Raw genomic sequence first — 26,630 nt, 5'->3', positions numbered from 1 at the left:
TTATATCCGTAAACGTATATCGTTCCCTGCGCAAACAAAAGTAAAGAGCTACCACTTTGTTTGTACAGTACTCACTTCCCTACGCTGGCATAACCCAGATCAGGTACAAAGGGTCCGAAATCCATTTATTTCGTCTCAGCCGCATGGGCGGCTCCCCTAGTGTGACTATTTTATTGTATCAGCTAAAGATAGCTTAGCATATTTTCCTAATTCTGCAAACCCCACCTTGTGTGAAATCTGTCAGAACTGGATTTTAGTTAACTTTACTAGACCACTCTTCTACATTCCACGTTTTGGTTACCCAATCCTCGTAAAAGTCCGGTTCGTGGGATACAAGCAATACGGTCCCTTTGTATTCCTTCAAAGCGCGTTTGAGTTCATCCTTTGCTTTGACATCCAAGTGGTTGGTAGGCTCATCAAACAGTACCCAGTTGCTCTCACGCATTAACAGTTTACAAAGGCGGACTTTAGCCTGTTCTCCACCACTAAGCGCAGACAAAGGCCGGGTGATATGCTCATTCTTCAAACCACAGCGCGCCAAATGCGCTCGTACTTCATGCTGATTCAAATGTGGAAATTCATTCCATACATCGTCAATCGGTGTAATTTTCTCTGCCTTTACTTCCTGCTCAAAATAAGCGGGCTGCAAGAAATCTCCTTGATAGGTTTTTCCGCTGATCGGAGGTATTTTCCCAAGAATGGTTTTGAGTAACGTAGACTTACCAACACCATTGCAGCCAACAATTGCGATCTTTTCGCCACGTTCGATCGTCATGGACATTTTAGGCAAAAGGGCATGAGTATAGCCAATTTCAAAGTCAATACCCTCAAAAACTGTTTTCCCGCTTGCACGGGCTTCTTTGAACTGAAAGGTTGGCTTTGCGGCTTCTTCAGGCTTATCAATACGTTCGATTCGATCAAGCTGCTTTTCACGGCTTTTTGCACGACCTGATGTAGATGCGCGCGCTTTATTGCGCTGAATAAAATCTTCCTGTTTCTTAATATATTCCTGCTGCTTCTCATATGCATCAATATGCTGGGCTTTGTTCAGATCCGCCATTTCAAGAAACTTTTCATAGTTAGCTGAATAACGGGTCATCTTAGCAAATTCAAGATGGTAGATTACATTAACGACTTGGTTCATAAATTCAGTATCATGTGAAATTAGGATAAAAGCATAAGGATAATCCTTCAAATATCGCGTAAGCCACTCAATATGCTCCACATCCAAATAGTTGGTAGGCTCATCCAGCAGCAATACATTTGGCTTTTCCAACAGCAACTTCGCAAGCAGCACCTTTGTCCGTTGCCCACCACTAAGGGCTGCTACATCCCGATCCAGTCCGATGGCAGAGAGACCTAATCCATTCGCCATTTCTTCAACCTTCACATCAATGAGGTAAAAATCCCCCATATCCAGTTGCTCTTGAATTTCTCCCATCTGTTCCAGCAGTACTTCCAACTCTTCGGGAGAAGCCTCTCCCATTTTATCCGTAATCTGCATCATTTCCTTTTCCAGTTCCAACAAAGGAAGAAACGCGTCTTTTAATACATCACGTACTGTTTTACCTGGCGTTAGCTTGGTGTGCTGATCCAGATAGCCATAACGTACACGTGGAGTCCATTCCACTTTCCCTTCATCTTTAAGCAATTTTCCAGTCAGAATGTTCATGAGTGTCGATTTACCAACACCGTTTGCTCCTACCAATCCTACACGTTCCCCCGCAAGTAATCGAAAGGAAACATTTTTAAATAACGCACGGTCCCCAAAGTTGTGGGATACATTTTCTACAGTCAATAAACTCATAAGCTGTTTTTGGCTCCTTATTGTCTCATCGGCGCTGCCGAGTGTTCTTATTTCATATAGCTATCGTTTCTTTCAAAGCTTTATTGTAGCACATCCGGCACCCTTATCGGAATATTGAAAACAGCGAATTTTAAGGTTTTCAGATGGATTGGCCTAAAAAAAGAAAAACAGTTAATCGTAGTAGCACTTAAGCTCCTCTTCGGTATGTACGTAAGGAGTTACTTGCTGCTTTGGTAATCTAAGCTTCTAGTATACAGAAGCTTACAATTCCCTAGCAATGAATGCCTAAATAATTGATAAGTTCTAATAACAATTAATAAAAAGGAACTCTATGTAGACAGTTCTCATGAGTATCGGAGGAATAATAAAATGAGAAAATGTAATCATCCCGGTCTGGGTTCTTGACCGGGATGAAATAAAATTAATTTATAATTGGCTATCTTTCAGCAGACATGGCAATTTCTTTTGTTTCATGAACTGTACCAAATGGATGCTCAGGCGGTGCATAGATAACGTATATCTTAAGGGGCGTATTTCCTGTATTAATTACATTGTGCCATTTTCCAGCAGGTATCATAATTGCATAGTCATCATAGGCCATCACTTGATAATCTAATTTGTCTTTCCTATCCCCCATTTGAACAAGTGCCTGACCTTCTTCAATACGTATGAATTGATCAGTTGTTGGATGAGCTTCTAAACCGATATCATCGCCAACATTAATACTCATCAGAGTCACTTGAAAATGTTTCCCTGTCCATATAGCAGTACGATAATTTTTGTTTTGATTTGCAGCCTGGTCAATATTCACTACAAATGGACTTTGTCCATAATCTCTTAATATTATCTTTTCATTGAGATTACTGTCGTTGTTGTACCAATTGTAGTATTGAGGATTATAACTCCGATAGTTGTAATTACAGCTGTTATACATAGGAATATGCCATGGGAAGTGATGGCATGATTTAGGGTACATACTCATTCTCCTTTATTTGATTCAGTGTTTACTTATCATATGCGGTTGCCTATATAAAGGACTAAAAAACCTTCAACATTAGGCAAGAGCCTAAATGATGCCAAGACAAAAATATTCACAAGCGGTTTCGTCTTTTACTTCAACAGATATTAGCACTTAAAATTACATATAACCGCATATACTTTGCGAGTGGTGTCAGCTTCGTTGGAACTCCCCCCGATAAGTCGAGTATCAAATTCCATTTATTTGACTCACTCTTTAAAATAGCAGTGACCATAAAATCGAAAGACTAGGCTGTCACTGCAGGCCAACCTTTTAGTTGACCTAATAATACGAAACCCACCCCGGAGAGTGATTATTTTAAGCTGTTATGATATTTGTATTCGAAATACCCAGCAGCTGCCGCAGATTTTTCATCCGTAAAACGCTCAACCGCTTGAAAAGGGGCTGGATATGAATCTCTATAAAAATATTTCATTTTAGTACCCGGTTCTATGCCTCCAATAATAGATCGCTTTCGGACGACTCTTCCACCACCAAACCCGTAGTTATTGTAATACCTGTCTCCAACTGGAATGCCTTGGATAAACGCAATCATACCCACATCATCTATCGTGTTATACCATTCCTCTTGTGGAATGAGTGGAAGAGTGAACGTATAGGAAATGCCATTCCGTGCTGCTTTTTCGTTATGGACGTTAATCATTCGAGCCAGATCTTCCTGAACGGTGCGAACGATGGTAGAACGGCGCATTTGCTCAAAGGTTAATGAATTGTTCAGGAACGAAATGGGGGTCTGACCCTCAAGCTCCTTTTGAAAACCCTCCACCCATCTCTGATTCCGCGCATCATATGCGTGCAGATAATTGTCCAGGGTGAATCCCACACTATTGCCTGCTGCATCAACATAGGCATAAGGCTTTTTTTCGCTCCACTTGTGGCCTATGACCGCTTGTCCATACGCATCTTTATAGGTTGCTGAAGCGAACGTATAATAACCATCATAGTCCAGAATCACAATGACTGGTATGTAATCCAATAACGCACGTTGTGCTGCTGTATCCCCATCAATGCCCATATTAAGGAAGAAAGTGTGCAGGAACGTCACCAGTGCTTCTTCTTTATCTACACGAAAAAACTTATCTGATCCATATCCGGCCTCGCGTTCCTGATGTTCATTCTGTGAGAGCACAACACCTGCATCCTGAACTGCGGTACGGAGAGCAGACGTATATTTGATTTCTAGCTGCTGTACTTCACGCTGATTCTGCACTCGTAAATCACTAACCACACCAAAGGGCAAAAAGAGTAGGACAAATATAACTGCAAAATCAGTAATCTTCATTCAAAACCATGCCCCCGTAAGAAGCTGAAACTGCCGGCTTATCGTTATCTATTCCACCCAAAATCCAGGATTTGTATAAATCCGCAGGAGTTCGATTCGTATTATGTAATCGTACTGTAAAATAATCTCCGGCCATCAAGGTATACCGACGTGTCTGTTCCGACTTGGGCTGCGAATTATCAGGAAACAGTACAGGTAAGATTTGCGGGTTATAGTAGCCATCGTATACAGCTTCATAATTACCAAGAAAACTGTCTGGCTTCGCCGCATCTGCATAGTTCGGTACATATTTTTTGTGCATATGCTCCAAATCAACTTCGTACGTATTGCCTGTCAGCTCCAGATCACGCATAAAATCGTTATACATCGTCGGTGTAATGTAACCTTTGGTTCTTACCATATCAACAAAATGTACAGTCGAATGATATGTATTTAACCCGGATATATCATCCTGCCGTTCAGCAGCTTGAGCTGCGGGTACGATGTACAAAAGCAATACAGCGAGCAGCGCCCCCAACAGCTTGGATATTATTTGAACCACTTCAGTCCTCCCCCAATTTCTCAAAACGTACAGATGTTATGTCTCCGTTCCCATTACGCTGTGGGTATATGGCATATATAGAGGAAGCATCCAAGGTAGATACATCAGGCTCAAATGGTTCAGAGTATACATCGTACTCTAAACCGTCAACTTGAACCGAAATCCCCTCCTGCAAGTTCATCCGAATGGTCTGGATAACTTGAGTCCCCTTAATCCGTTGCGGCGTCTCCACCTCTATAGTTCTGGATATCCGCCCCTCTGATTGCTCCTCCCGCTGCGACCTTAATTCCAGTGCACTACCCAATTGACTGGACAAGTTTGCTGCTGCTGCACATGCGGTTATAAATAGAATAACTGACACACCAAGCCACAGCATACTTGAAGCGTGATCAGACATGCTCACATCTCCCTTATGACTATTATCTTTGCTGTACTTCTTAAGACTGGGTAAACAACAACCCACGTACCACGTTTGATTTGTCTTTAACGATTTCAGCCTTGAATTTACCACTTGGATTTACGTATTCATTCTCCTTTTCATTAAGTGTATTCGCAATTTTTCCCGTCTTATCACTGCCGCCATTCACAGCACCATACTGCTCGCTGTCTGGACTAATGTTCAGAGCATTTCCATACCACTGTCCTGCCATATTTTTGCCGGTTTTAATCTGAATACCAAACTGGTCCTTTCCCTGAAACTTCCGCAGCGCATTGGTTACCTGGGAGCCGCTAATTGTTGTGCCGTCGTATACTGTAAAGGAGGCTTGAGACAATTCGGTCTGGATATCGGCGAAATTGTTTTGTGCTGTTTTAGTAGCTTCCTGAGCTGAGATAAACAGTATGACTACAATTGTAATTAGTGCGATGGTCAAAAATATCCCAGCAGCTACCTTTAATGCTGTTGATGCATTGTTCATTTCTTTCTCTCCTCAACTTGTAATATTGGTTAATCATCATTGAATTTACTTACTGAATTTTTTGTATTTGCTCATAATAGCTATCCATTTGATCAAAGCTCATACCGATCAGCGGAATTACCAAATATAAAAAGATAAGACCATACATCGGGGCAAAACCAATCATCTTCCCCCAGATTGCCTTGCTGTCTATTATTTTTTCATACTCCTGTTTTCTTTGTTCAAAATAGTAGGACATCTGGGATTCCAAATCATCAAACGCCTCTCTAATGGTAATTTTCCCCAAAGATAAATGAAGCTTGTCCACCAGACGTTGAAATTCCGGCAAAGGTGCTTCTTCTTTCAACAAATCGAGAGCTGCCTCTGGTCCATGTTCATAATGAAGCAGACATTTTTGCAGAGGTCTTTTGAAGATAACTGAAAATCTGTTCAGCCACTCCAATATTTCCTCGACAGACATTCGTTCCATAACCCGTAAAATGGAAATAACCGTTTGAAACTGATACACCTCATGCTTCATGTCCAAATAACGCATTTTCCGTTGCAAATATAATAAAAGCATGGGCATTTGATAGGTTACATACCCAGCAACTATACTAATCAGTACTTCCCACCATTTGATATATTCTTCATTCCAATCTTTCAGCTTTTGGAGAATTCGTTGAGTATTTCTGGATAGCTGCTCTGGAGTAGCTGTGCCATTAGCATAATGTTCTAAAGCAGCGTACGCTCGCTCGTATGTGCTGTCCGCTTTCATGTTCAACGTTTGCATGATTTTGCGGTCAATCTCACTCTGCTTCAAAGCTTCCTTTTCCTCTATCGGACTTAAACGTCCAAACATTTGACCCGATTGTACTGGTGCGTGAAGGATATGCGTTTTTTCAGCTTCATGTAAAATAAATATAGTGCTGATACTAAGCACTAATCCTAAGATAAAAAGAGCAATTCTGCGTATGTAGAGCCACTCAAGCTTTACCTCCGCACCACTTTCCTTTAATAGTCGGGTTATCTGGGAATAAGATGTCATATGCTGCCGGGGAATTAAAGAATCCACCATATTACGAATGATGGGCAGACGATATAACTTCTGCTCCCACACCCTCCGCCCTTTACCCGCACGATATCCTGTCTCGTCCGACTGTTGCAGTTTCTGTAACAGAAAGTAGGATAGGATGATAACAATGTAAACGGTCAATTTTGTGATATAACCCAATTTCCCCTGATAAAATTCATCCATGGATGGAAAGCTGGATCTCGCCCATCTCTCGATTGGGGTAGTAAAGAAAACGGGGGCCAGTGCGATCACGTTTAAACTTTTTAGTAGGTAGTCCAGTTTATTTCTCCGCAGTAACTCCAACTGGATTTCGCGTGCAAGACTGCTTAGCCCCTTTAAATAAATGGAACCACCATCCTCAACCCGATCACCAAACTCCATTACCATATACGAAATACCAGCAAAGGCTTTTAAAAACCGATTTGGAGCTGTTTCATAATATCTTTCGAGTGCCTCGTGCGGATCAGCATCTGTCAGCGCCTCATGGATGAGCCGTGCATGTCTTCCAGCCTCTGCTCCTGCTAAATCGGCCGCTTCAGATATGGATTCTTCTACCATACCGTGCTGATGATAGTGATGACGTACATTGGCGAACAATTCGATCATTTGAGAAAGTAGCCTTTTTTCCATTTGGCTAGTGGCCACATCTATAACAAGACTGTTGATTACCACTCCACATAAAACGGCCAATATAGCAAACTCTATTCCTGGTTTCATCATCAACAGCACAACGCCGCTGCAAACAAAAATACCCCAGATGAACAGTATCATCTTCATGGTCTGCAGACGAAGCTTATACTCATCGTATGCATGCTGACCAGCTAGTCGCTTACGTACACTTGTGATGTATCCAGATGTGATAGGGACCCTCATACACAGCGTATACAATTTATGCATTAAAGTTTGAAGTTCCCGTTGAAGTACCGCTTTTCCCTTTCGTGCTTCCTGTACAGAATGAATTCTACCTCTGCGAACTGCATAGCTCTTATGCTTATGCAACCCATACAAAACTGTATATAGAACTGCAAATCCCCCACCTGATATAAGCAAAACCCACAATAAAATTTCTTTAAGACTCATAGTCTTCCTCCCAATAACGGGTCAAAAAACTGCGGAAATCTGTAGCATCCTTAGCATTCATTTGCTCACACATTTCTTCTACGCTTTTAGCTGTCAAGGGCTTCATTGGTATATAGCTTCCATTTCGATATTCCATAACATGGCGATAGCTATAGCTCGATGAAGCATTGGGACCTACATCCGTATGCTCTGGATTACGCGGCACACATTCTGTGATCCGTTCGATATAACGCCGCCCTTGCGCATCACACTTGAGATGCACATCAAAATTAATGACATGCACTACCTGTTCTTCAGCAATGCCTTCATGCTGAAATACTCCAGTTTTGAGCAGTGAATTACGAAGTGAAAATACAAGATCACGAAATGTTTTAGCATGGTGAGTAAAAATAGTGAACAGACTAGCAACCTGTGACATTTGAATCATCCAAGCAGCTACTTCATCACTCGCTACTTCGCCTAGAATATTGACGGTTCCATCTGTTTTTTTCTGCAAGTCAAGACCTTGTTGTCCTGAAATATGATCTGTTTCTCGAAAGGTAAGAATATTACGGCGACTGTAGATGTTGCGTAGATGCAGCTCAAAGGCCATTTCCTGAACGCGAAGCGTATACGAAGCGTAAATATGCTTGACCATCGCCATTAACAATGTTGTTTTTCCTGAACCCTGCGCACCTGTAATTGCAGTAATCCGACTGCCTTTCATTAGATAAGATAATAGCTGGATTGGAAAATCAGCGTTTTGTCCCCTAATTAACTGTTCCAGCGAAGCGCTTTGAATATCAAACTTACGAACAAAGAAAGCCCATGATTCAGAGAAAGGCGGCCGCACTACTACTACCCGTGATCCATCCTTCATTTCGTTGACCTTATAACCATTCGCTTCAGAAAGCTGTCCTGGATAATTGTATTTGTAAATATTTTGACATACCCTTTTAAGCTCACGTTCTGATCCGAAGGAAAGGAATGAAAGATGGATAGTTTTACCTTTGTAGAAAATCCACACACTCTCATATCCATTTGTAGTAGGCGCAGAGGTTTGTTCAAATACATATCTATCTGAAGACCAATGTGGTGATGAAGGAATCCCACCTTCCGGCACACCACTGACACCCCCGCTTACACCATCGATCTTCTGGTCACGAATATCATCAATGACAGAAAAGCCTTTATAATTTTGATAAATCCGCTGCACAATAATATCCACTTTCTCCATAAAGGAAAGGGGACGGTATTCACAGTCATAGATATAGCGGATATCCTCTGTCGTTACGAAATAGCTTCCATCCTCTTCACCTTGCTGTGAATACCTCATTTCGGCTAAGTCATAAGTATCCAGTAAACGTGATAGTGCATCCGCGCCAAACTTCTGCTGATATTGGTAAAAAATAATTTCGAATTGATCCTGTGTGCTAAACAACTCAGGTCTGGAGAATGGCATAACAGTATCGGCGATTTTCTCGTTCAAACCGTAACCGTTTATCAGAAGCTCACTCATCAGATTTTTAACAAAACGTTTATCTCCACTGCTGCCATTGGCACAGTCCTTTAACGCCCTTCGTAGTTCCGCCCTTTGATGGATACGCCGCCTATATTCCTCTTCATGTAATCCGGCGTCTGCCATCTGGCTGTGACTTAGTTCATGAAGCGCATTTTTGATATACTCTATCAATGTTTCAAATGTGGCATCTTCGTTCTTTGGTTCTACCCGAAGAGCTGAATGTTGCGAGTGAAGATTCCCTCGATATTTAACAATAATCAGTACGATGCACAACAACACAATGCAGGTAACAATTAACCCGTTGATCATATGAGCGGACAGCATTAAGCGCCCCTCTCCAAAGCCTTGAGCCGAAGATCGGACTCTACCGCCTCCAGAATAGCTTTGCTAATCTGCCGTACGCTCTGCGCCCATCCTACAGACATAAAAAGCTTGCGTTGCTGCTCTTTTCCACTTCGCACCTCGCGCTGCACATGGCCAATCACATCCCTGCGGTTCCATGCGTCCATAAATTCGGTGCTATAAGGAACTGTATACAAAGTACCCTTGTAGCCATATCTCCTGCGTATGTTCGCTTCATTCGCTTGTGAATGCACATCATATTTTCCAAGGACAATTAATAAGGGTAATGACGAATATGTGGATAACGGAGACACAGATTCAAAATAAGCGTCCAACTCACGCATATTCTGAGTGAGCGAAAGAACAGCCAGTTTGGCTCGTGCACATGCTTCATGCTGTACAGCCCCCCAGCCTCCCCCACTCCCTGCATCAATCAGCGTTAAATCATAATATTGATTCGCTGTATCAATTACCACCCTTACAAGATCAGGGGAAAGTAGCGGCGGTGCAGCTCCAAAGCCGGAGGTTCCCTCAAGTACATCCAGAGTGTGTTCTAACACAGGTATTGTATAGTTACGAATATTTTCTCTAGACAACGTCCCTCTTAGAACTAAACGTGAAACAGCCTCCCAGCCCCCTTCCTGAATCTGTAGACTCGGATCGTCCATGCCGTACTCCTGTATAGGAAATCCTGATTCAATACCGGTATGCCTACGGCCTAAATGAGTCAATAATAGTCTTCCTCTATATAAATTACCTATGGTAATTGCTATTGCTGCCGCTAAAGAGCTACTCCCACTCGCTCCCTTAATTGGACTCCAAAATAAAATGGTGCTCATGCTCTCCTCCTTTCCGCACGCTTTAGCGCACGACGACTCTCTTTTATCTCCCAACTCATCCATTCCCCAATGCAACGGCACAATTCTCTCTTATATATTCTGGATAGAGGTTTTAGCAGAAGCTGTTTTTTATGCTCATTTTCCAGCTTTAGAGCAAGCTGACCCTCATCCCATGGCAGTACATACGGCTCTTGCTGCCATAAGGCAGGAAAGCGGTTCATGTATTCCCACAAATACGCTTTCTCCACACCACAATCCACTGCATGTATAAATAGCTTATGAAATACAAGATCTTTGGGGAATCCAGGTTGGTCAAACAAATGCTCAAGCCAATTCTGTCCGTTGTGCATTAACATGTGGCTATAATCACTGACCCAAACTCGCAGTTCTGCCGTTTTCCAAACCGAAATTGGACAAAAATCAGGCAGCTCTACATCCAAAATAACAATGTCATAAGTCTGTTCTTCATTTTGATCAGCCAGCATATCGATATGCAGATCTTCCCATGCTGTAAATCCAATTGCCACATCGAATCCACAAAACTGCGTAATGGGTAGTGGTTTATCAAGCATTCCTATGCTATACCGATACCGTCCCCGCAGTGTAGCGTCCACAAGCAGTACCTGTTGACCGGAAGCTGCCAATACGCTGCTGATGTATAATAAGGTATCGCTTTTGTCACAAAGACCGGCAAATATCCATGTTTTCATACTTCCGTTCCTTTTCTCTCATTTATTTGGCATACGGATCAGAGCTGCCGCCCTGCGTTAGAATCTTCGTTTGTTCTTTGTGATCCTGTTCCTCACTCCCTGTATCATCAATTCCGCTTGCTGCATCTTCAATAGCTGTGTCCGCATGCTGAGCTGCAACCTCCTCACTTAGAACTCTTTCCACAGGTGTTGAAATCACATTGTTTGATGAACCAAACGCATTTTCTAGAGAATCTCGTAGCTGCTTGGACAGTTTTTGTTCAGCAACACGGACTAAATTCGGATCACTATTCATTAACGCTAACACCTGCGCATTAGGCGGATAGGTCGGGATTGCCTTGGGCTGAAATTGGGGATCTACATATGTCAGAGCATAGATGGATGCTTTATGCAGATAGGCATCTACAATAGCACTCGAAAGCGATAGTATTTCCTGCTCATTCATAGTAACCCATACGATTGGGCCTTCCAGCCGAGAAATCTTCTTTTTGGATAATAGAATGTAATCCTGACCTGTTGGAAATTGAATGCGGATATCTACTTCGTCTCCTGACTTCAGACTGCTGGGCAGTACCACCACTTTTAACTCACGGTTGCGTAGATCCTTAGGTGTCGGTTCATTAGCAGTAATCATAGCCGATGTAAGCACAGATCCTTTTTTTAGTTCTATCTTGGCTGTGGTGCCGTAAACTTCACTTTTATTTGCCAATAAATTAGACGGGGCTTGAGAACCAGGAACCTTAATTCCCTTCAAATCATTAGATGTAATCTGCTCGCCTGGTGAAATGTCACGAACAACCGCCCAGCCTGTTTTCGCGGTCCGTTGCTCTTGTTCATACAGTTTCCATTTCTGCTCTGCCTCCACCTCTGCCTGTTTCCTGATCTCACTCATTTGATAGGTATTCAGTATAAGGTAGCTCACAAAGATCATGCCTACAATTCCCGCGCCAATACAACCTGCGGATAGTTTTTGTTTGCTGCTTTTTCTTAGCTTGGACACACAGCTTCTCCCCTACCTCTTTTTGATATATACATGTCTTTTTATTTAGTGCTGCCGTTTAAGGAATCCGAAACGTTTTTTCCGGGTGTCTGTAATGACTCCACGAAAAAGCTCATCCAATACCTGATCCATTTCATCATCCTGTTCGGAGGGGTCTGAGTGGAGCGGCAGCGCAAATACTTTATCGTGTTCTAGCTCCTTTCGTAACCTGCGGACAGCCTCCGAGGAGGCCAATGGCAAGCAGTAATTCCATTTGTGTTGCGGATGACGCTGAAGAGATCGGGCTAGGCCCGTTATATCCTGAACTCTCCATTCGGCCCCTGAGCCAACAACTAGCGGGTAATCGGCTCTCAGAAATTCTTCCAGTCGTTCATTGTCCTGCCCATTCCCCAAGTCCAGTACGATAAATCTGTAGGAGCCGCCCAGCAAAGAAATGACATCCGCACGAGATGTTTGCCGCCAATAATGGACTCCATCGACTTCAAAACGCCGACTTGAACTCGCTTGTCCAACAGGTATGCCTTCCACGACTTCTTGCAGCCGGGCAAATGCCTTAGCTGTACTATGTAGCTCAACCAAGGCTACAGAGTGGGTCCTTCGAGCCAAGTAGTGGCTCACCGCAATTGCTGTGTGCGTAGCACCGGAGCCGGAAGACACGCCCAGCACAGCCACTACCCTTGTTCCAGCATAATCCATTGAAGCATTACTCATAGATTTTCCAGGTTGAGCAGACTGAAAATCAGCACTGCGCCTCAGTTCTTCAATGACCTCCTCAGCAGACTGAAATCGTTCCTCAGGATGATGCCGCAGCAGCTTTCGAATTATCGGAATCAAATGTCGAGGCAATTCCCCACGAATATACCCTTCAACTCCTGCTGTCCACTCGCTATATTTACCACCTGTACATAGATACAATAGTAACGCCCCCAGACTGTACAGGTCCGAGCGAGCATCCGTCTGTCCTGTTCCATATTGCTCTGGGGCAGCGAAGCCTACTGTGCCCAGCTTTATCGTATCCTGATCCAGCTCGGACTTATAACTCCTCGCTATCCCAAAATCGATCAGCTTAAATTCCATTTCCGGTGTCAGCATAATATTTGCTGGCTTGAGGTCCCGATAAATGACTGGTAATTGACGGGTATGCAAATAATCAAGTACATCCAGTACCTGCAGAGCGAGTGGAATGATTTGCTCCTGTGGTATATAGCCTTGGTATCCTTTCATGTATGCTTCCAGCGTAATTCCTTCGATGTAGTCCATAACCAGATATACCGCACCAGATGGAGGATACTCAAAAAAATCAACAATTCTCGGTAAACGTGGATGGCTTAGCGAAATCAACATTTCGGCTTCCGTCCGTACAATCTTCATTATTTTTGGATCGGCAATCGACTCCTTCACTGCCCAATGCTTGCCCGGCAGCTTTAAATCTTCGGCCATGAACACGCGGCTCATGCCTCCCGAACCTAACGTGCGAATTATTCGGTAACGCTCACCGACAATTGACCCGAACTCTAATCGTGATGGTTGATTCATCATTCTCTTACCTCCCTTCTAAAAGCAGACAACGCAAAAAAGGGAAAGCCACCGCAAAATGAAGTCTTCATGCTGACATGAAAACAATTTTCGCGGGATGCTTTCCCTTGATTTAACACAATTATTTTGTTAAAGGAACAATTTGGTTTTATTATATAGCACACCTGTATCTATTGTAAAGAATTATTTTCCATACTTGATCATATACAGGGTAATCTCGTCTCGGTTATGGAAAAGCTGCTTAGCTCGCTGAATCTGCATGCCGGACTCCTCAAATGAAGCAATCACATCATGAATGAGCGCCAAGGGCTTTTTATGCATTAGCTTGACTGTTACGATAGCCGTACCACCACTCCGCAAACTATATAGTAAATCAGTAACGAGCCTTGCCATCTGTTTTGGACTCCAGCTCATATCACAAACCAGCAGATCGAACGAATTTTCTTTAAATTTGACTTCACTTGCATTTTTACGCAAAAACGTCAGATTGGCGTACTTCATCAGCGATGGCTCCATCTTGGCCGGATCAACCGCTGTAACTTTCAGTCCACGCTCCAGCAAAAAGGAAGTCCATCCACCCGGTGCTGCCCCAATATCTAGTCCCTGATGGAAAGCGCTAAAATCAATACCGAACGTTGCTTCTGCTTCCAGTAGCTTGAATTTGGCACGAGAGATCTGTCCGTCTTCCTTCTGAAAACGAACTGCACCTCCACTCCAATCCGATAGGTTGTCCTGAGGATGTGATACGCCTGCGTACCACGTATCCGTATCTGCAAAAACGGACACAATAACATCGGCGCCTTGTACCACCAACTCCATAGGTAGATCACTTAATTGTTCACTCAAAGCCAGCTTGAGCGCACCTGCGCTTTCAGTCCAACTGCTATTAGTTCCTTTGCGTACTTGCAAAGAAACACGTTGATCTATCAGTTCCCTGCGGTTACGGATAAATGCAACCAGACGCTCTTGCACTTGAACCAGATCCGTTCCTTCCTCCTGAAAATGAACAGGAAACAAGTGGCGAAGAAACATTGGTGGCTGGCCTGTAATCGTCCTCACTGTTTCAATTTCTCCCGCGGGTAGTGTTGCTAAAAAAATTTCACCAGGTAGAAGCATTGTACTTTTTACAGACCCAAATAATCTTCTAAGCTCCTCTTGAGCATAGGGTGCAAAACCATGGTTGGCCGTACAAACAAATCTTGATGATGACAAAGCGCATTCACTCTGTTCATCTGTATTCATGTATAGTTCTTCCAAAATAACGTTACCCTCCAGTGCACACCCGAATCCAGGGACGTTCACCATCCCATTCCAGCTCAACTGGGACTTCATAAGTGTGCATAATCAATTCTTTCGTTAAAACTTCTTTTTTCGATCCAGCAGCTGCGACTTTGCCATTCCGAATCAACGCAACATGCGTAAAAAGAGGGACAATCTCCTCAATGTGATGAGTTACATAGACCACTGATAAGTCTCGCTTGCGAAGCCGATCAATCTCGACCAACATCTTTTCCCGTTCAAATAAGTCCAATCCGGCACAAGGCTCATCCATAATCAGCAGACGAGGTTCAGCCATCAGCGAGCGGGCCAGCATTACCTTTTTACGTTCTCCTTGCGATAATGTGCCCAACGGGTGATGAATCAGATCGCCTAAATTCATACCCTCCAGAAGAGATACGGCTTTTTCTTTTGCCTCCGTCGGAATCTCCTGATAAAAACGCAAAAAAGCATACGCACCTGTAGCCACCACTTCCCAAACGGGATCTTTTAGGGCCAGCTTTTCCAATAATGTCTGGCTAATGTATCCGATCTGCTTGCGAACTTCTCGCACATCACATTGACCATACGTTTGCCCAAGCACTTCAACCGTACCACGACTTGGAAACATATACCCTGTCATCATTTCCAACAATGTTGTTTTACCGGAACCATTGCGACCCAGAATAGCCCAGTGTTCACCTTCTCGTATTTCTAGGCTTACATCGTCCAGGATACGTTTTTCTTCCCGCTGTAATGTAATGTTCTTCATGGATATCATTCCATCACGCTCCTTATCCTGCTCAGCAAGTGTCCTACAGATTCCATTTTGTAGATGATTTCAGGATTTTTGTTTTCACCATTATATATAAGAAGCGCGGGGACGCTGGAAATCCGATACTCCTGAACCAGTTCAGGAATATAGTTAATGTTGCTCTGCACCACTGCTCCTTCGGGGAGCAAATGCTCTGCTACCTCTAACATTCTACGGGCAGCCGCGCATGTTCCGCACATGGGAGTGTATACAAACAAAGCCAGCTTGCATCCTTCCCATATGGCATGGCGCGCCTCTTTTTGTCCGATCTCTTTCATCGCTTAGACTCGTTTAGGATCTCTTGCATACGCACCTCAGGTATTGGCCCGTTATGCACAGTGACTCCCTCCGGCTTACTCGCATAAAGCAGTTCATACATGGCTCGCCGCCCCTGCGGACTGGAGGAATGCAAGTAAATTTCACGCGGATATAACTGTTTACTTGCAATAGCAGCAGCTACATCCTTTCCCGTCGGTTGCCCTGGACCCAAATCATAATCTAACGATAGTATTGAAATAGGGTATTCATGAAGTAGAAGCAGACACTCATCCGCATCCCTTGCCAGCTTAAAACCTGGAGGACAAGGTCGATAATCGTCCATAAACAAATACACCAACTTCTCCTCCTTCTTCCCAAAAAAGTAAGCTTACATCATCCTCTAAGATAACTATTATCTATTTAAAATAATTCACTCCCAGCTTTGAATCATTTGAATGTCCTCCTGATGTGTCCCATCAGGTCCCGCCTCACTCTCCAATACGACGGGAATACCTCTTACAGCTTCTTGTTCTGTTATCCAGCGCATGCCCTCAGTACCAATGTAACCTTGCCCCACGCGCGCATGTCTGTCTTTTTTAGAGCCGTACGGGTATTTGGAATCATTCAAATGAACTCCGCACAGTGCTGGCCAATAGCCGAGACGGTCCCCTTTTTCAAGCAAAGCCTCGTCCATTCCACCGTTCCACAATCCTGCTGAATACGCATGACAAGTATCCAGGCAAAATCCGATGCTGCCAGGATCTCGACACAACTGGCGAATTTGAACCATTTCCTCCAGCGTGGTTCCCATGGGACCGTGATCCCCAGCCTGATTCTCAATTAATATTTTAGCATTTCCCTGCCAGCCTTCCAGCACATCATTCAGACAGTTAATAATATTACGATAGCCCTCCAGCGGGTCAGACGAATGCATATGCCCAAAATGGACAATTATCCCCTTCGATCCACAGGCTTCAGCAATATCCAAATCATTGCGTAATGAAGCAACCATCAGCTCATAAAGTTCCTGACCGCGTTCGCGACCATGAGCTGGATTCACGGGATATGGCGAATGAACAATGGATTGAAGCTGGTGCTCTGAGCAGTAGGCTTTACAAGCAGCAGTATCTGTAGAGCTCCATTCCTTCAGCTTGAGACTACGAGGATTTTTCGGAAAATATTGAAATGAACGTCCTCCCTGCTCTCGTGCACGTATAGCAGCTTTGGAAAAGCCACCACGCGTACTCACGTGAGAGCCGATAAGCAATTTAGGCATCATGCTGCTGCACCGGGCAATAAAATGCTTTTTTTTCCCGCCAGCTCGACTCTTACAATTTTCCCACCGCTTGGAGATTCTTCTCCTTCACGGTCATATACTCGACACTGATGATCAAAGCCACCTGTTAGCGTGTCTCCCTCCATTAGAGGCATTTCCATATAACCACCCTCCGCAGTAGCTTCACGAAGTACGGATTGAGTAGCATGATATAGCTTTTCCACTTTTTCTGGAGACTGCACAATATTTTGTACCTTGGAACCCGGTGTAAATCCGGCGATATAAGCAATTTCGTCCGAATAGCAGTTTCCAATTCCCGAAAAGACCTGCTGATTTACCAGTGTTGTTTTCAAAATTCCCCGTCGTCCTTTTAGACGTGCTGTAAAATTCTCCAACGTCATACGACGGTCTAACGGATCTGGCCCCAGGTCTGATAAAGCTTCATCTGTTTCTTTAGCCGTCAGCAAGTGCAGATAACCTAAGCGCAGTCCGATAAAATAAAGCTTCACTCCGCTAAAATCCAATTCGATCTGAATCGTACGGTCTGGACGTTGCTCCTCCGTTCCCAGATACAACAGTCCTCCCAACATTAGATGAAGCACAAGTCGTTTACCCGTGTTTAAATGAAAAATCAAATGCTTACCCCGACGCTCTAAATATACAACTGTTGCACCCAGCAATTGCTTCTTAAAGGTTTCCACTTCAGTATTAATGGACTTTTCGCGGCTAACCGTCACTCCAGTAATCGGAATGTCCAAAATTTGTTTTGACAATAAGATTCTGTAGTTTTCCATTTCAGGAAGTTCCGGCATATCAACATCTTTCCTTTCGTAGCTACATAGCTTTTAATTCTCGCAAATTTCTAAAACATATATTTTTTTATGACTTCAGCTCTTCTTTCATCCATTCCTGCAGTTCGTCCAAATTTTCAAACATCAGGTCAGGTTTCACTCCAACGGCACGAATATGTTCATCCATATTAGCGCGAGTCGTCACGCCTGACAGAATCAAAGCTGTCTTACAACCTGCTGCTGCACCTGCCGCAATATCTGTAAGCATATTATCGCCCACAACCAGAGCTTCATCCGCTCTAATGTTCAAGCGATTCAGTGCATAATTCATTAGCACGCTTGAAGGCTTGCCGATGACGATCGGTTTGACCTGTGAAGCAGCTTCAATGGCAGCTCCAATTGTACCTGCACCTGGTGTAAGTCCGTCATGCGAAGGCAATTGTAGATCCGGATTTGTCAAAATAAATGTGGCTCCCTCACGAATCCAACGCATGGCAGCTGCCAGCGTTTCATATGTAAATTGACGATCTATCCCCTGTACCACATAATCAGGATGGTTCTGAACAAGCTGCAAGCCAGCCCCCGTGAGTGCCTCGCGTAATCCCGTTTCACCAATACAATATACATGAGCTCCAGGGCTTTGCTGTGCAACATATTGTGCAGCTGCTAACGCTGAAGTATATACTTCATGACTAGCTGCTTCAATTCCCATACCAATCAAATGCTCAGCCACCGATTCGGGTGTGCGTGAAGCATTGTTTGTGACATATGCATAAGGTATCTGCTCTGAGCGTAATCGGGAAATGAACAGCTCCGCACCCTTAATCATTCGATTTCCATGATAAAGTGTTCCATCCAGATCAATTAGTAACGATTTTATCGCAATCCCCTCCCCCACTTCAATTTCATACATCATAACATTGAAAATAATAATTGACCCCGTGAATGGTGTTCTCCTTTTTATTTAACCACCTGAATGACTCAGGTCATTAAATAATCGGTCATTTCCACTCATCTCATCTATCTTAAGTCAAAAATGCTTATGAAGTCCATGAATTGCTGGTAAACCATCCAAAATAGCGTCAACCCTCGCTAAAAGCCGTCGCTTCCCCATAGCATAAGATCATTTCTTCGTCGAATTCCATCGAAGATGCTACGTCTTCAAAGAAAATTTCCTGTATTTCCTGAGCATACTCAAGCAACTAAATCCTTTAAATTCGATATATAGAAACTCAAATATGACATGCCTCCATATGTGGTAGAACAATTTCATTCATCCTCATACTGATACGTCTCACCTCTTGTCGCATCCTGCGCTTTCCCGGAAAATAATTTCTAGTGAAAAAGAAAAGCACCGGAGCAAGCCCCGGCACCTAAGCACATACCTTTCTCTCCAATCGTTTATTGACCGATATCAGGTACCGGTAACAACACATGCTGCTCCGCAAGCAATGAATTGGGGAATAGGCTTCGCGCTTCCTCCAGCAAAGGCTGAAGCTGCTCTTGATCTTTATACCTAGAACTAAAGTGAGTCATAATTAACTGCCCCGCGCCTGCGGCTTTGGCAGCTTCCGCTGCCTGAAGCGCCGTACTATGATGATACTCGTACGCCGTATCCGCCAGATCATGCAGAAATGTGGCTTCATGAACGACGACAGTTGCATCTCGTGCCAGCACTACTGTATTCGGACAGGGTCTCGTGTCACCTAAAATAGTGACGATCCGACCTTTTTTAGGTGAACCCAATACATCCTGAGGATGCAGAATAACTCCACCCTCTACTTCCACACTTTCTCCACGCTTTAATTTACCGTACACTGGGCCAGGCTTGATCCCGTATCGCTCCAACAGTTCTTGGTTGAGCTTACCGGGCTTATCCATCTCTACAATTCGGTAGCCATAACTGTCGATCCGATGATCCAGCAAAGCGGATTCCACCCGAAATTGACCATCATCGAACAGGACCCCGCCCGTATGCTCCACAATATGTAGTTGGTAATTGATACGAGATTGGCTGATCCCTAAAGATAGCTCAATATATTGTTGAAGCCCAGGCGGTCCATATACAGTCAGAGGTGCCGTACCCCCCTGATATGCCCTACTCGACAAAAGGCCCGGCAGACCAAAAAGATGATCCCCATGCAAATGAGTGATAAATATTTTTTCAAGTCTGCTCAGCTTGAGCGGCGAACGCAATACTTCCTGTTGAGTGCCTTCACCGCAGTCAAACAACCACATGCTTCTTCGTTCCTCCAGTAAACGAAGAGCAATGGATGTTACATTTCGCTGAATTGTAGGTACCCCTGCATTTGTACCGAGAAAATATAATTCCATGACATTTACCTTCTTCCTGCTGACCAGCAAATACCCTCCGAAGCTCGGAGGGTATTTGCTATCCCATCTGATAAAGGTGTTAAACCTTTTCGACGTTAAAATACTGCGCCTGAGGGTGGCTGAACACCATGGCTGATACTGAAGCCTCCGGTTCCATCATAAACCCTTCTGTTAGCTCAACGCCAATGTCCTCAGGTTTTAACAATTGGAACAACGGTCCCTGATCCTCCAGATCCGGACATGCCGGATAACCAAAGGATACCCGTATACCTTGATATCTAGCGCCGTGCCGCTGTTTCATCGTCATATCGGCTGGGTCCGGGAAGCCCCAGCTATCCCTGATAATATGGTGAAGCCGTTCTGCTAGCCCTTCTGCCACTTCGAGCGCTACCGCTTGAAGTGCGTGTGAGCGCAGATAATCTCCTTTTTCTTTCCACTGGGTAGATAGCTTTTGTATACCATGACCAGCGGTAACAACCATGAAACCTACATAGTCCATAACCCCTGATTCCACAGATTTCAAAAAATCAGCCAGACATAGATAAGGCTCTACCTGCTGACGTGGAAACGTAAATGTGTGCAGTACCTTGCTTACATCCGACGGATCATAGATTAGAATTTGGTTTCCTTGGGACTGAGCCGGGAAGAACCGATACATAGCACTCGCCTGAATAATTCCGTCTGTAACAGCTTCAAACATAATGCTGTCCACGGTTTCCTTCAACTGAATCGCTTTCGAGTCCCTCGAAGCTAGCAGTTGCTCTACATTCCCTTTTAAGCCAAGATGATGTCCCATCAGCATCTGCATATTCACATAAGGCAGAATATAGTTCAGTGGATAGTTACGCAGTACATGGCGATCCGTATCCGGTGGGATATAGACGGGCAAATCCTGAGCAATGTTAGAGCGTACAGCCCGAGTTAACTTAGGGAGCGGCTTGGCCTCCACGACCGTTGCCGCTTCTGCCTCCTGCTCAGCCTTCATGTCCTCGGCCATTTTTTTACGGGACTCAGGGTCCATAAGCTTATTGGCAATATCCAGACCATCCATAGCATCTTTCGCGTAGGCTACCAGTCCATCATATTCAGGACGAATACGATTTTTAGTAAACTTACGCGTTAAGGCAGCTCCACCAACCATTATTGGAATATCAATGTTCGCATTTTTCAAATCCTGCGCGGTTAGCACCATTTGTTGTGCCGATTTAACAAGCAGACCGGACAGGCCGATCATGTCAGCCTTTTCTTCACGATAAGCCTCAATGATGCGTTCTGGTGGTACTTTTATACCCAGATTTACAATATGGTAACCATTATTGGATAGAATAATCTCCACCAGATTTTTACCTATATCATGCACATCACCTTTGACCGTAGCCAACAAAATCTTACCTTTTACCGAGGATTCATTCTTCTCCATGAACGGCTCTAAATAAGCCACGGATGCTTTCATTACTTCAGCGCTTTGCAGAACCTCCGCAACAATCAGCTCGTTGTTGTTAAACAGACGTCCTACTTCTTCCATCCCTTTCATTAGCGGTCCGTTAATAATCTCCAGAGAAGAATATTTGGCGAGAGCTTGCTCCAGATCCGGGATCAGTCCCTCCTTACTTCCCTCCACTACATAGGAAGCCAGCCGTTCTTCGAGCGAAAGGTTTGATATCTTCTCTTTTTTCTCCACTTTCTTGTTACGAAAAGCTGCTACAAATGCAGATAAAGTATCGTCATTTGTATTATAGATCAGATCTTCCGCCAATTTCCGTTCATGCTCGGGGATAGATGCATAGCGTTCAAGCTTCTCTGTATTTACAATTGCATAATCCAGTCCAGCTTTGGTGCATTCATACAAATAGACAGAATTGAGCACTTCACGACCCGCTTCCGGTAAACCAAAGGATACGTTACTGATGCCCAATATGGTATGAACCCCAGGAAGGGCTTCTTTAATGATACGTATGCCCTCAATCGTTTCCTTAGCCGAACCGATATATTGTTCATCCCCTGTTCCTACTGGGAATACGAGCGTATCAAAAATGATATCCTCCGCTGCCAGACCGTAACGGTTCACCAACAGATCATAAGAACGTTTAGCTACCTCAAGCTTATCCTCACGCGCAATTGCCTGTCCACGTTCATCAATCGTTCCGACAACAACAGCAGCGCCGTATTTATGAATAATAGGAGCCATTTTCTCAAATTTCTCTTCACCATCCTCCAAATTAATGGAGTTAATAATTGCCTTACCTTGCGAATATTGAAGTGCTTTATCGATAACTTTAATATCCGTGGTATCAATCACCAATGGTACTTTCACCTTGTTTACAACCAGTTTCAAGAACGCTTCCATATCAATCATTTCATCACGGTCCGGATCTTGCACACAAATATCAATGACATGTGCTCCGCTTTTTACCTGAGCGCGGGCAATTTCAGACGCCTCTTCATATTTGCCTTCCACGATCAAACGCTTGAATTTCCGGGAACCCAGAACATTCGTTCGCTCACCAACCATATACGGACGATTATCCTGTTCAATATATACTGGTTCAATGCCTGATACGGCAGGAGGATGATGACCTACGAGCTGGCGAGGCTCAAACTGCGCCATACTTTCACTCATTACTCTTATATGCTCTGGTGTAGTACCGCAACAGCCTCCTGCAATATTCAACCAGCCTTTTTCAGCGAAAGCAGCCATTTTACGAGCTAATGAATCCGGCGATTCATGGTATTGACCATTTTCATCGGGCAAGCCCGCATTTGGATAACAACTAATAGCTGCAGAGGACATTTCAGACAAAGAACGAATATGATCACGCATAAACTCTGGACCTGTAGCACAATTCAGTCCAATCGAGATTGGGTTTAAATGTTCGAGTGATATGCAGAAGGATTCGATATTTTGTCCGGCCAACGTTGTTCCCATCGGTTCAATCGTGCCAGAAATCATTAACGGAAGCTCAATCCCTGTCTGCTCAAAAGCCTGACGAATTCCAATGCTGCCTGCCTTAACGTTAAGCGTATCCTGTGAGGTCTCCAACAGAAGAACATCCACCCCGCCTTCAATAAGCGCCAAAGCCTGCTCCTGATAGCTTTCAATCAGCTCTACAAATGTAACACCGCCTGTGACAGACAAGGTTTTCGTGGTTGGACCCATAGCTCCTACAACAAAACGAGGCTTGTCCGCAGTGCTGTATTTATCCACCGCGTTACGTGCCAGTTTGGCCGCCACCAGATTAATTTCACGGGCACGTTCTGGTATATCGTAATCCGCCAAAACGACGGATGTTGCTCCAAATGTATTCGTTTCAATCAGGTCTGCCCCGGCCTCCAAGTATGCTTCATGAATCCCTTGAATGACATCCGGTCTCGTTAAGACCAACATCTCGTTGCAGCCTTCCAACTCTTCTCCACCAAAATCAGCGGGAGAAAGGTCTTCCTGCTGAATCATAGTACCCATAGCCCCATCAAGAAGGAGTATTCTTCGTTGTAACGCATCCTGCAAGCTAACTTTATCCAAAATTTCTTCACCCCCGCAAAACGTTAAATCCTAGTTTAGCAGAAACCGTATCATTTAGATAGATTGAAGTAAAAACATACGTTTTATGCAGGTTATTCTTCTTCACAAACGACTTAGCTGTTCTATTTTTGTAGTATGCATCGTTATAGACGAACGTCTTTAAACTGTATCGTTTAGCTATAGTCGTTCCCATATAAATGTTTCAGCCTGTATTGTACAACTGGTTAAGACATGGTATTCTTTATACAATATTAATCCAAGTGGAAAAGAGGGATTTATACATGGCAGAAATTTTTATACGCAATACGAATGAGCGAATTAGTGGTGAAGAACAGGTACGTGAATTTTTGGAGAGCCACCAGGTATTGTATGAACACTGGGATGCCTCAAAGCTGCCAGGGGAGCTGCAAGAAAACTTTACTCTGACAGATGATCAAAAAGCCGCTGTTCTTAAAACATTTGAACCTGAAATCAAGGATTTAGCCGCACGTCGTGGATATAAAATATGGGACGTTATCACCTTATCTGAAGCAACGCCGAATCTGGAGGAGCTGCTGGCCAAGTTCGAGCAAATTCACACCCATACCGAGGATGAGATCCGTGCCATTGTTGCTGGTAAAGGCATTTTCATCATTAAAGGCTCTGAAGAGATCGGCTATTTTAATGTAGAGCTTTCACCAGGTGACGTTATTTCCGTACCTGAAAATACACCTCACTTTTTCACTTTAATGGAAAATCAAAAGATCGTCGCAGTCCGCTTGTTCATCGAAGAAAATGGCTGGATTGCCGAACCGTTCGAAGATCCAACATTCACTACAGCATAATTAAGATCTATGGTGTCAATAAGAAAACTCCCTCCGCTCTGTAGCATATCGAGCGAAGGGAGTTTTCTTGATACTTGTTTTAGAAAACTGTAGATTTCTCACTTTAAAGATTGAATAATTCCATGCAACTCAGACAAATGCTTGATTTGGAACTTCGGCTTGATTTCTGTAGTATTGGTTTTATCGTTCCGATTCACCCACACCGAATGTACACCAGCTGCCAAAGCCCCTTGAATATCAGTCGTCAGCTTATCTCCTACCATTAAAGCTTGTCCAGGTTCAATTCCTAGAAGGCCCAAAGCATGCTGGAATATAGAAGGATCAGGCTTGCCCCGACCAAAAGAACCTGAAATAACAACATGATCAAAAAAAGGAGCCAATTGAGGAACTCCATCCAGCTTCTCCTGTTGTAGATCAGGGGAACCATTTGTCAGCAATAACAGCTTGTATTGCCCCTTCAATTGTTCCAGAATCTCAAACGTTTCCTCATACACATGTGGACGTGCACGTCTTTCCGAAGCAAATTGGGCAGCTAGCTTTTCCGCCAACTCCTCATTATCTATCCCCAGTTGCTGAAGCCCTCTGCGCCATGATTCCTTACGATAAGCAGGAGCCAACTGTTCCAATTGGCGGAATTCAGGTTGCTCACCTGCTGTAAAATTCGCCCACAGTCCTTCAAACGGATTAATGCCAATCATTTGAGTAAAACTAAAGGTTTCATAGGACTCATACAAAGCGCGCGCTTCCTTGCGTACGGCTTCTTCCAGCGTTTTCGGATCAGCGCCTGTTTCTCGGGAGCCTGTTTGACACGCTGCATCAAATGCCTCTTCTACACTACGTTCATCCCACAGAAGGGTATCATCAAGATCAAACATTATCGCCTGAATCGTCATATGAATTATCCACTCTCTTTCCACTGTATATGTAAGATTGTCTGTTTGGTCACGAATCAGATCGTTATGTGTGCCCATATTAAGCAAGTGGCCGCACCATGTTATATGAAAAAATAACATCATACGGCCTTACTTACAGAGCTACAGGCTAAATCGGTTATTTCTTATCTACCTGTATCTGATTGGATAGTGCAAACTTTTCAAGACGCTCTGCGATGGCATCCGTATCGTAGCGTCCCAGTGATTTTGTAAAAATAAAATTACCGCCCTTCCCTTTTCTTTCAACGGTAACGTAACCCTTTTCAATTTTGATGGCTTTCATGTCCCCTGCCGTCATCGGCCGTTCTCTGCCACCTTTTAACATATAGAGGGTATCTTTTCCCACTTTTAAATAAGGACGGCGAATGAAGAAGATTACAGCCAGCATCAAGTACAAGCCAAATACCAGCCAGTCCATTCCCCGCATGCCGGTCTTAGTCAAAAAGTAACTCATAAGCATGTACAATACAGCAAGACCAGCCAGCATGATTGGCACAGTAATATTACGGCCACGGAAAATGTCCATTGCTGAACCTGCGCCGTTAATGGTTTGAATGCCTTGTTTCTTGCGCGTTTTATTTAAATGCGCTGTGTTTTTACGTACTTTTCTTTCAAATGATCGGGCCATCTCTCAATTCCCTTCCCAATAAATATTACATTAAAGCAACTGCCTTAAAGCTGATCTATATAGATACCAGGAAAGATACCTAAAACAAAGGCAAATGATGCAGGCTTTAGCGACATTAATGCTTCAGCCCGCCATTTCCCTTCGACGTATCATCGTCCACAAATTCAATGGTTTCAAGCTGCTGCCGAAAATTACGGCGAATGTTGCCTAAATAAATTTCCCGAAGGTTGGCGCGCTCTGTGGTTTCCTCTTCTGTCAATCCTTCGGCTTTTGCTTTGCGCGCTAATTCATTAATGCGCTGTACCAAGCTGTCTATATCCAAATTGTGTCCCCTCCATAAAAGCAAAG

Annotated in this window: 24 protein-coding genes, 1 pseudogene and 1 riboswitch; of the genes and pseudogenes, 1 reads left to right on the top strand and 24 read right to left on the bottom strand. The window is 43.9% G+C overall.

The annotated features are described in order from the left end of the window. Positions 1-59 precede the first annotated feature (59 nt). Positions 60-168: riboswitch (TPP riboswitch) on the bottom strand. Positions 169-253: 85 nt separating this feature from the next. The 21 genes and pseudogenes from BN1546_RS23535 to metH form a co-directional block, all read right to left on the bottom strand. Further along, positions 254-1,807, bottom strand: a complete 1,554-nt coding sequence (locus BN1546_RS23535) for an ABC-F family ATP-binding cassette domain-containing protein (RefSeq protein WP_013371468.1) — start codon at positions 1,805-1,807, stop codon at positions 254-256. 436 nt (positions 1,808-2,243) lie between these two features. Further along, entirely contained in the window at positions 2,244-2,783 is a 540-nt protein-coding gene (locus tag BN1546_RS23525; protein WP_013371469.1) for a cupin domain-containing protein, read from the bottom strand. Between the two features lie 355 nt (positions 2,784-3,138). Further along, entirely contained in the window at positions 3,139-4,128 is a 990-nt protein-coding gene (locus tag BN1546_RS23520; RefSeq protein ID WP_058829634.1) for a hypothetical protein, read from the bottom strand. After that, a complete protein-coding gene (locus BN1546_RS23515) occupies positions 4,115-4,669 on the bottom strand; it encodes a hypothetical protein (protein WP_090738939.1) in 555 nt (184 codons plus the stop codon). Before BN1546_RS23515 ends, BN1546_RS23520 begins: the two co-directional genes overlap by 14 nt. A 1-nt stretch (position 4,670) precedes the next feature. Beyond that, positions 4,671-5,066, bottom strand: coding sequence for a hypothetical protein (locus tag BN1546_RS23510; protein ID WP_013371472.1), 396 nt, complete (start codon positions 5,064-5,066; stop codon positions 4,671-4,673). A 40-nt stretch (positions 5,067-5,106) separates the two neighbouring features. Then, a complete protein-coding gene (locus BN1546_RS23505; RefSeq protein WP_007430644.1) occupies positions 5,107-5,586 on the bottom strand; it encodes a hypothetical protein in 480 nt (159 codons plus the stop codon). Between the two features lie 49 nt (positions 5,587-5,635). Further along, a complete protein-coding gene (locus BN1546_RS23500) occupies positions 5,636-7,720 on the bottom strand; it encodes a hypothetical protein (RefSeq protein ID WP_090738938.1) in 2,085 nt (694 codons plus the stop codon). After that, a complete protein-coding gene (locus tag BN1546_RS23495; protein ID WP_090738937.1) occupies positions 7,710-9,545 on the bottom strand; it encodes an ATPase, T2SS/T4P/T4SS family in 1,836 nt (611 codons plus the stop codon). The genes BN1546_RS23500 and BN1546_RS23495 overlap by 11 nt, the downstream gene beginning before the upstream one ends. Further along, complete coding sequence (locus BN1546_RS23490) at positions 9,545-10,402, bottom strand: hypothetical protein (RefSeq protein WP_025675958.1); 858 nt, start codon at positions 10,400-10,402, stop codon at positions 9,545-9,547. Before BN1546_RS23490 ends, BN1546_RS23495 begins: the two co-directional genes overlap by 1 nt. Continuing rightward, complete coding sequence (locus tag BN1546_RS23485; protein ID WP_090738936.1) at positions 10,399-11,112, bottom strand: hypothetical protein; 714 nt, start codon at positions 11,110-11,112, stop codon at positions 10,399-10,401. Before BN1546_RS23485 ends, BN1546_RS23490 begins: the two co-directional genes overlap by 4 nt. 22 nt (positions 11,113-11,134) lie before the next feature. After that, the gene (locus BN1546_RS23480; RefSeq protein WP_090738935.1) at positions 11,135-12,112 is read right to left on the bottom strand and encodes an SAF domain-containing protein; all 978 of its coding nucleotides are present in this window, start codon (positions 12,110-12,112) and stop codon (positions 11,135-11,137) included. Positions 12,113-12,157: 45 nt separating this feature from the next. Continuing rightward, positions 12,158-13,651, bottom strand: a complete 1,494-nt coding sequence (locus tag BN1546_RS23475) for a serine/threonine protein kinase (protein ID WP_090738934.1) — start codon at positions 13,649-13,651, stop codon at positions 12,158-12,160. 180 nt (positions 13,652-13,831) lie between these two features. Beyond that, positions 13,832-14,890 (bottom strand): 23S rRNA (cytidine(2498)-2'-O)-methyltransferase RlmM, encoded by a 1,059-nt coding sequence (locus BN1546_RS23470; RefSeq protein WP_090739187.1) that lies wholly within the window; start codon positions 14,888-14,890, stop codon positions 13,832-13,834. A gap of 22 nt (positions 14,891-14,912) precedes the next feature. Continuing rightward, a complete protein-coding gene (locus BN1546_RS23465) occupies positions 14,913-15,686 on the bottom strand; it encodes an ABC transporter ATP-binding protein (protein ID WP_090738933.1) in 774 nt (257 codons plus the stop codon). Continuing rightward, positions 15,683-15,997 carry a thioredoxin family protein gene (locus tag BN1546_RS23460; protein WP_058829641.1) on the bottom strand — a complete coding sequence of 105 codons (315 nt, stop codon included), beginning with the start codon at positions 15,995-15,997 and terminating at the stop codon, positions 15,683-15,685. The genes BN1546_RS23465 and BN1546_RS23460 overlap by 4 nt, the downstream gene beginning before the upstream one ends. After that, positions 15,994-16,332, bottom strand: a complete 339-nt coding sequence (locus BN1546_RS23455; protein WP_090738932.1) for a cyclic-phosphate processing receiver domain-containing protein — start codon at positions 16,330-16,332, stop codon at positions 15,994-15,996. The genes BN1546_RS23460 and BN1546_RS23455 overlap by 4 nt, the downstream gene beginning before the upstream one ends. A 75-nt stretch (positions 16,333-16,407) precedes the next feature. Beyond that, positions 16,408-17,256 (bottom strand): deoxyribonuclease IV, encoded by an 849-nt coding sequence (locus BN1546_RS23450; RefSeq protein WP_176702351.1) that lies wholly within the window; start codon positions 17,254-17,256, stop codon positions 16,408-16,410. Further along, positions 17,246-18,065, bottom strand: a pseudogene (locus tag BN1546_RS23445) (Fpg/Nei family DNA glycosylase). Before BN1546_RS23445 ends, BN1546_RS23450 begins: the two are co-directional and overlap by 11 nt. A 67-nt stretch (positions 18,066-18,132) precedes the next feature. Continuing rightward, positions 18,133-18,960 carry a TIGR01457 family HAD-type hydrolase gene (locus BN1546_RS23440; protein ID WP_090738930.1) on the bottom strand — a complete coding sequence of 276 codons (828 nt, stop codon included), beginning with the start codon at positions 18,958-18,960 and terminating at the stop codon, positions 18,133-18,135. 485 nt (positions 18,961-19,445) lie between these two features. Beyond that, on the bottom strand, positions 19,446-20,378 hold the full coding sequence (gene rnz / locus BN1546_RS23435) for a ribonuclease Z (RefSeq protein WP_014599878.1): 933 nt from the start codon (positions 20,376-20,378) through the stop codon (positions 19,446-19,448). A 79-nt stretch (positions 20,379-20,457) separates the two neighbouring features. Then, a complete protein-coding gene (gene metH / locus BN1546_RS23430) occupies positions 20,458-23,898 on the bottom strand; it encodes a methionine synthase (protein WP_040103577.1) in 3,441 nt (1,146 codons plus the stop codon). A gap of 281 nt (positions 23,899-24,179) precedes the next feature. Here metH and BN1546_RS23425 point away from each other — a divergent pair, with 281 nt between their 5' ends. Beyond that, entirely contained in the window at positions 24,180-24,722 is a 543-nt protein-coding gene (locus tag BN1546_RS23425) for a 1,2-dihydroxy-3-keto-5-methylthiopentene dioxygenase (protein WP_040103576.1), read from the top strand. Between the two features lie 98 nt (positions 24,723-24,820). On the opposite strand, the gene BN1546_RS23420 is transcribed toward BN1546_RS23425, so the two are convergent. From BN1546_RS23420 to BN1546_RS23410, 3 genes are all read right to left on the bottom strand, one after another. Continuing rightward, complete coding sequence (locus BN1546_RS23420; protein ID WP_196767499.1) at positions 24,821-25,615, bottom strand: HAD family hydrolase; 795 nt, start codon at positions 25,613-25,615, stop codon at positions 24,821-24,823. A 157-nt stretch (positions 25,616-25,772) separates the two neighbouring features. Continuing rightward, positions 25,773-26,282 carry a hypothetical protein gene (locus BN1546_RS23415; protein WP_013371492.1) on the bottom strand — a complete coding sequence of 170 codons (510 nt, stop codon included), beginning with the start codon at positions 26,280-26,282 and terminating at the stop codon, positions 25,773-25,775. Positions 26,283-26,397: 115 nt separating this feature from the next. Further along, on the bottom strand, positions 26,398-26,604 hold the full coding sequence (locus tag BN1546_RS23410) for a DUF896 domain-containing protein (protein ID WP_016821948.1): 207 nt from the start codon (positions 26,602-26,604) through the stop codon (positions 26,398-26,400). Positions 26,605-26,630 lie beyond the last annotated feature (26 nt).

Source organism: Paenibacillus sp. Mc5Re-14, assembly GCF_001049835.1.
Classification (GTDB): Bacteria; Bacillota; Bacilli; order Paenibacillales; family Paenibacillaceae; genus Paenibacillus; species Paenibacillus polymyxa_C.
Note: the sequence above shows the minus strand (reverse complement) of the source record. Positions and strands in the feature narration are given on the sequence as shown.

Bases quoted from the DNA above. Each gene is read 5' to 3' on its own strand.
- BN1546_RS23465 (WP_090738933.1), bottom strand. From the start codon at position 15,686: ATGATATCCATGAAGAACATTACATTACAGCGGGAAGAAAAACGTATC.
- BN1546_RS23420 (WP_196767499.1), bottom strand. From the start codon at position 25,615: ATGACGATTCAGGCGATAATGTTTGATCTTGATGATACCCTTCTGTGG.
- BN1546_RS23450 (WP_176702351.1), bottom strand. From the start codon at position 17,256: ATGATGCCTAAATTGCTTATCGGCTCTCACGTGAGTACGCGTGGTGGC.
- rnz (WP_014599878.1), bottom strand. From the start codon at position 20,378: ATGGAATTATATTTTCTCGGTACAAATGCAGGGGTACCTACAATTCAG.
- BN1546_RS23470 (WP_090739187.1), bottom strand. From the start codon at position 14,890: ATGAATACAGATGAACAGAGTGAATGCGCTTTGTCATCATCAAGATTT.
- BN1546_RS23500 (WP_090738938.1), bottom strand. From the start codon at position 7,720: ATGAGTCTTAAAGAAATTTTATTGTGGGTTTTGCTTATATCAGGTGGG.
- BN1546_RS23415 (WP_013371492.1), bottom strand. From the start codon at position 26,282: ATGGCCCGATCATTTGAAAGAAAAGTACGTAAAAACACAGCGCATTTA.
- BN1546_RS23505 (WP_007430644.1), bottom strand. From the start codon at position 5,586: ATGAACAATGCATCAACAGCATTAAAGGTAGCTGCTGGGATATTTTTG.
- BN1546_RS23440 (WP_090738930.1), bottom strand. From the start codon at position 18,960: ATGATGTATGAAATTGAAGTGGGGGAGGGGATTGCGATAAAATCGTTA.
- BN1546_RS23495 (WP_090738937.1), bottom strand. From the start codon at position 9,545: ATGCTGTCCGCTCATATGATCAACGGGTTAATTGTTACCTGCATTGTG.
- BN1546_RS23510 (WP_013371472.1), bottom strand. From the start codon at position 5,066: ATGTCTGATCACGCTTCAAGTATGCTGTGGCTTGGTGTGTCAGTTATT.
- BN1546_RS23525 (WP_013371469.1), bottom strand. From the start codon at position 2,783: ATGTACCCTAAATCATGCCATCACTTCCCATGGCATATTCCTATGTAT.
- BN1546_RS23475 (WP_090738934.1), bottom strand. From the start codon at position 13,651: ATGATGAATCAACCATCACGATTAGAGTTCGGGTCAATTGTCGGTGAG.
- BN1546_RS23460 (WP_058829641.1), bottom strand. From the start codon at position 15,997: ATGAAAGAGATCGGACAAAAAGAGGCGCGCCATGCCATATGGGAAGGA.
- BN1546_RS23520 (WP_058829634.1), bottom strand. From the start codon at position 4,128: ATGAAGATTACTGATTTTGCAGTTATATTTGTCCTACTCTTTTTGCCC.
- BN1546_RS23490 (WP_025675958.1), bottom strand. From the start codon at position 10,402: ATGAGCACCATTTTATTTTGGAGTCCAATTAAGGGAGCGAGTGGGAGT.
- BN1546_RS23535 (WP_013371468.1), bottom strand. From the start codon at position 1,807: ATGAGTTTATTGACTGTAGAAAATGTATCCCACAACTTTGGGGACCGT.
- BN1546_RS23425 (WP_040103576.1), top strand. From the start codon at position 24,180: ATGGCAGAAATTTTTATACGCAATACGAATGAGCGAATTAGTGGTGAA.
- BN1546_RS23485 (WP_090738936.1), bottom strand. From the start codon at position 11,112: ATGAAAACATGGATATTTGCCGGTCTTTGTGACAAAAGCGATACCTTA.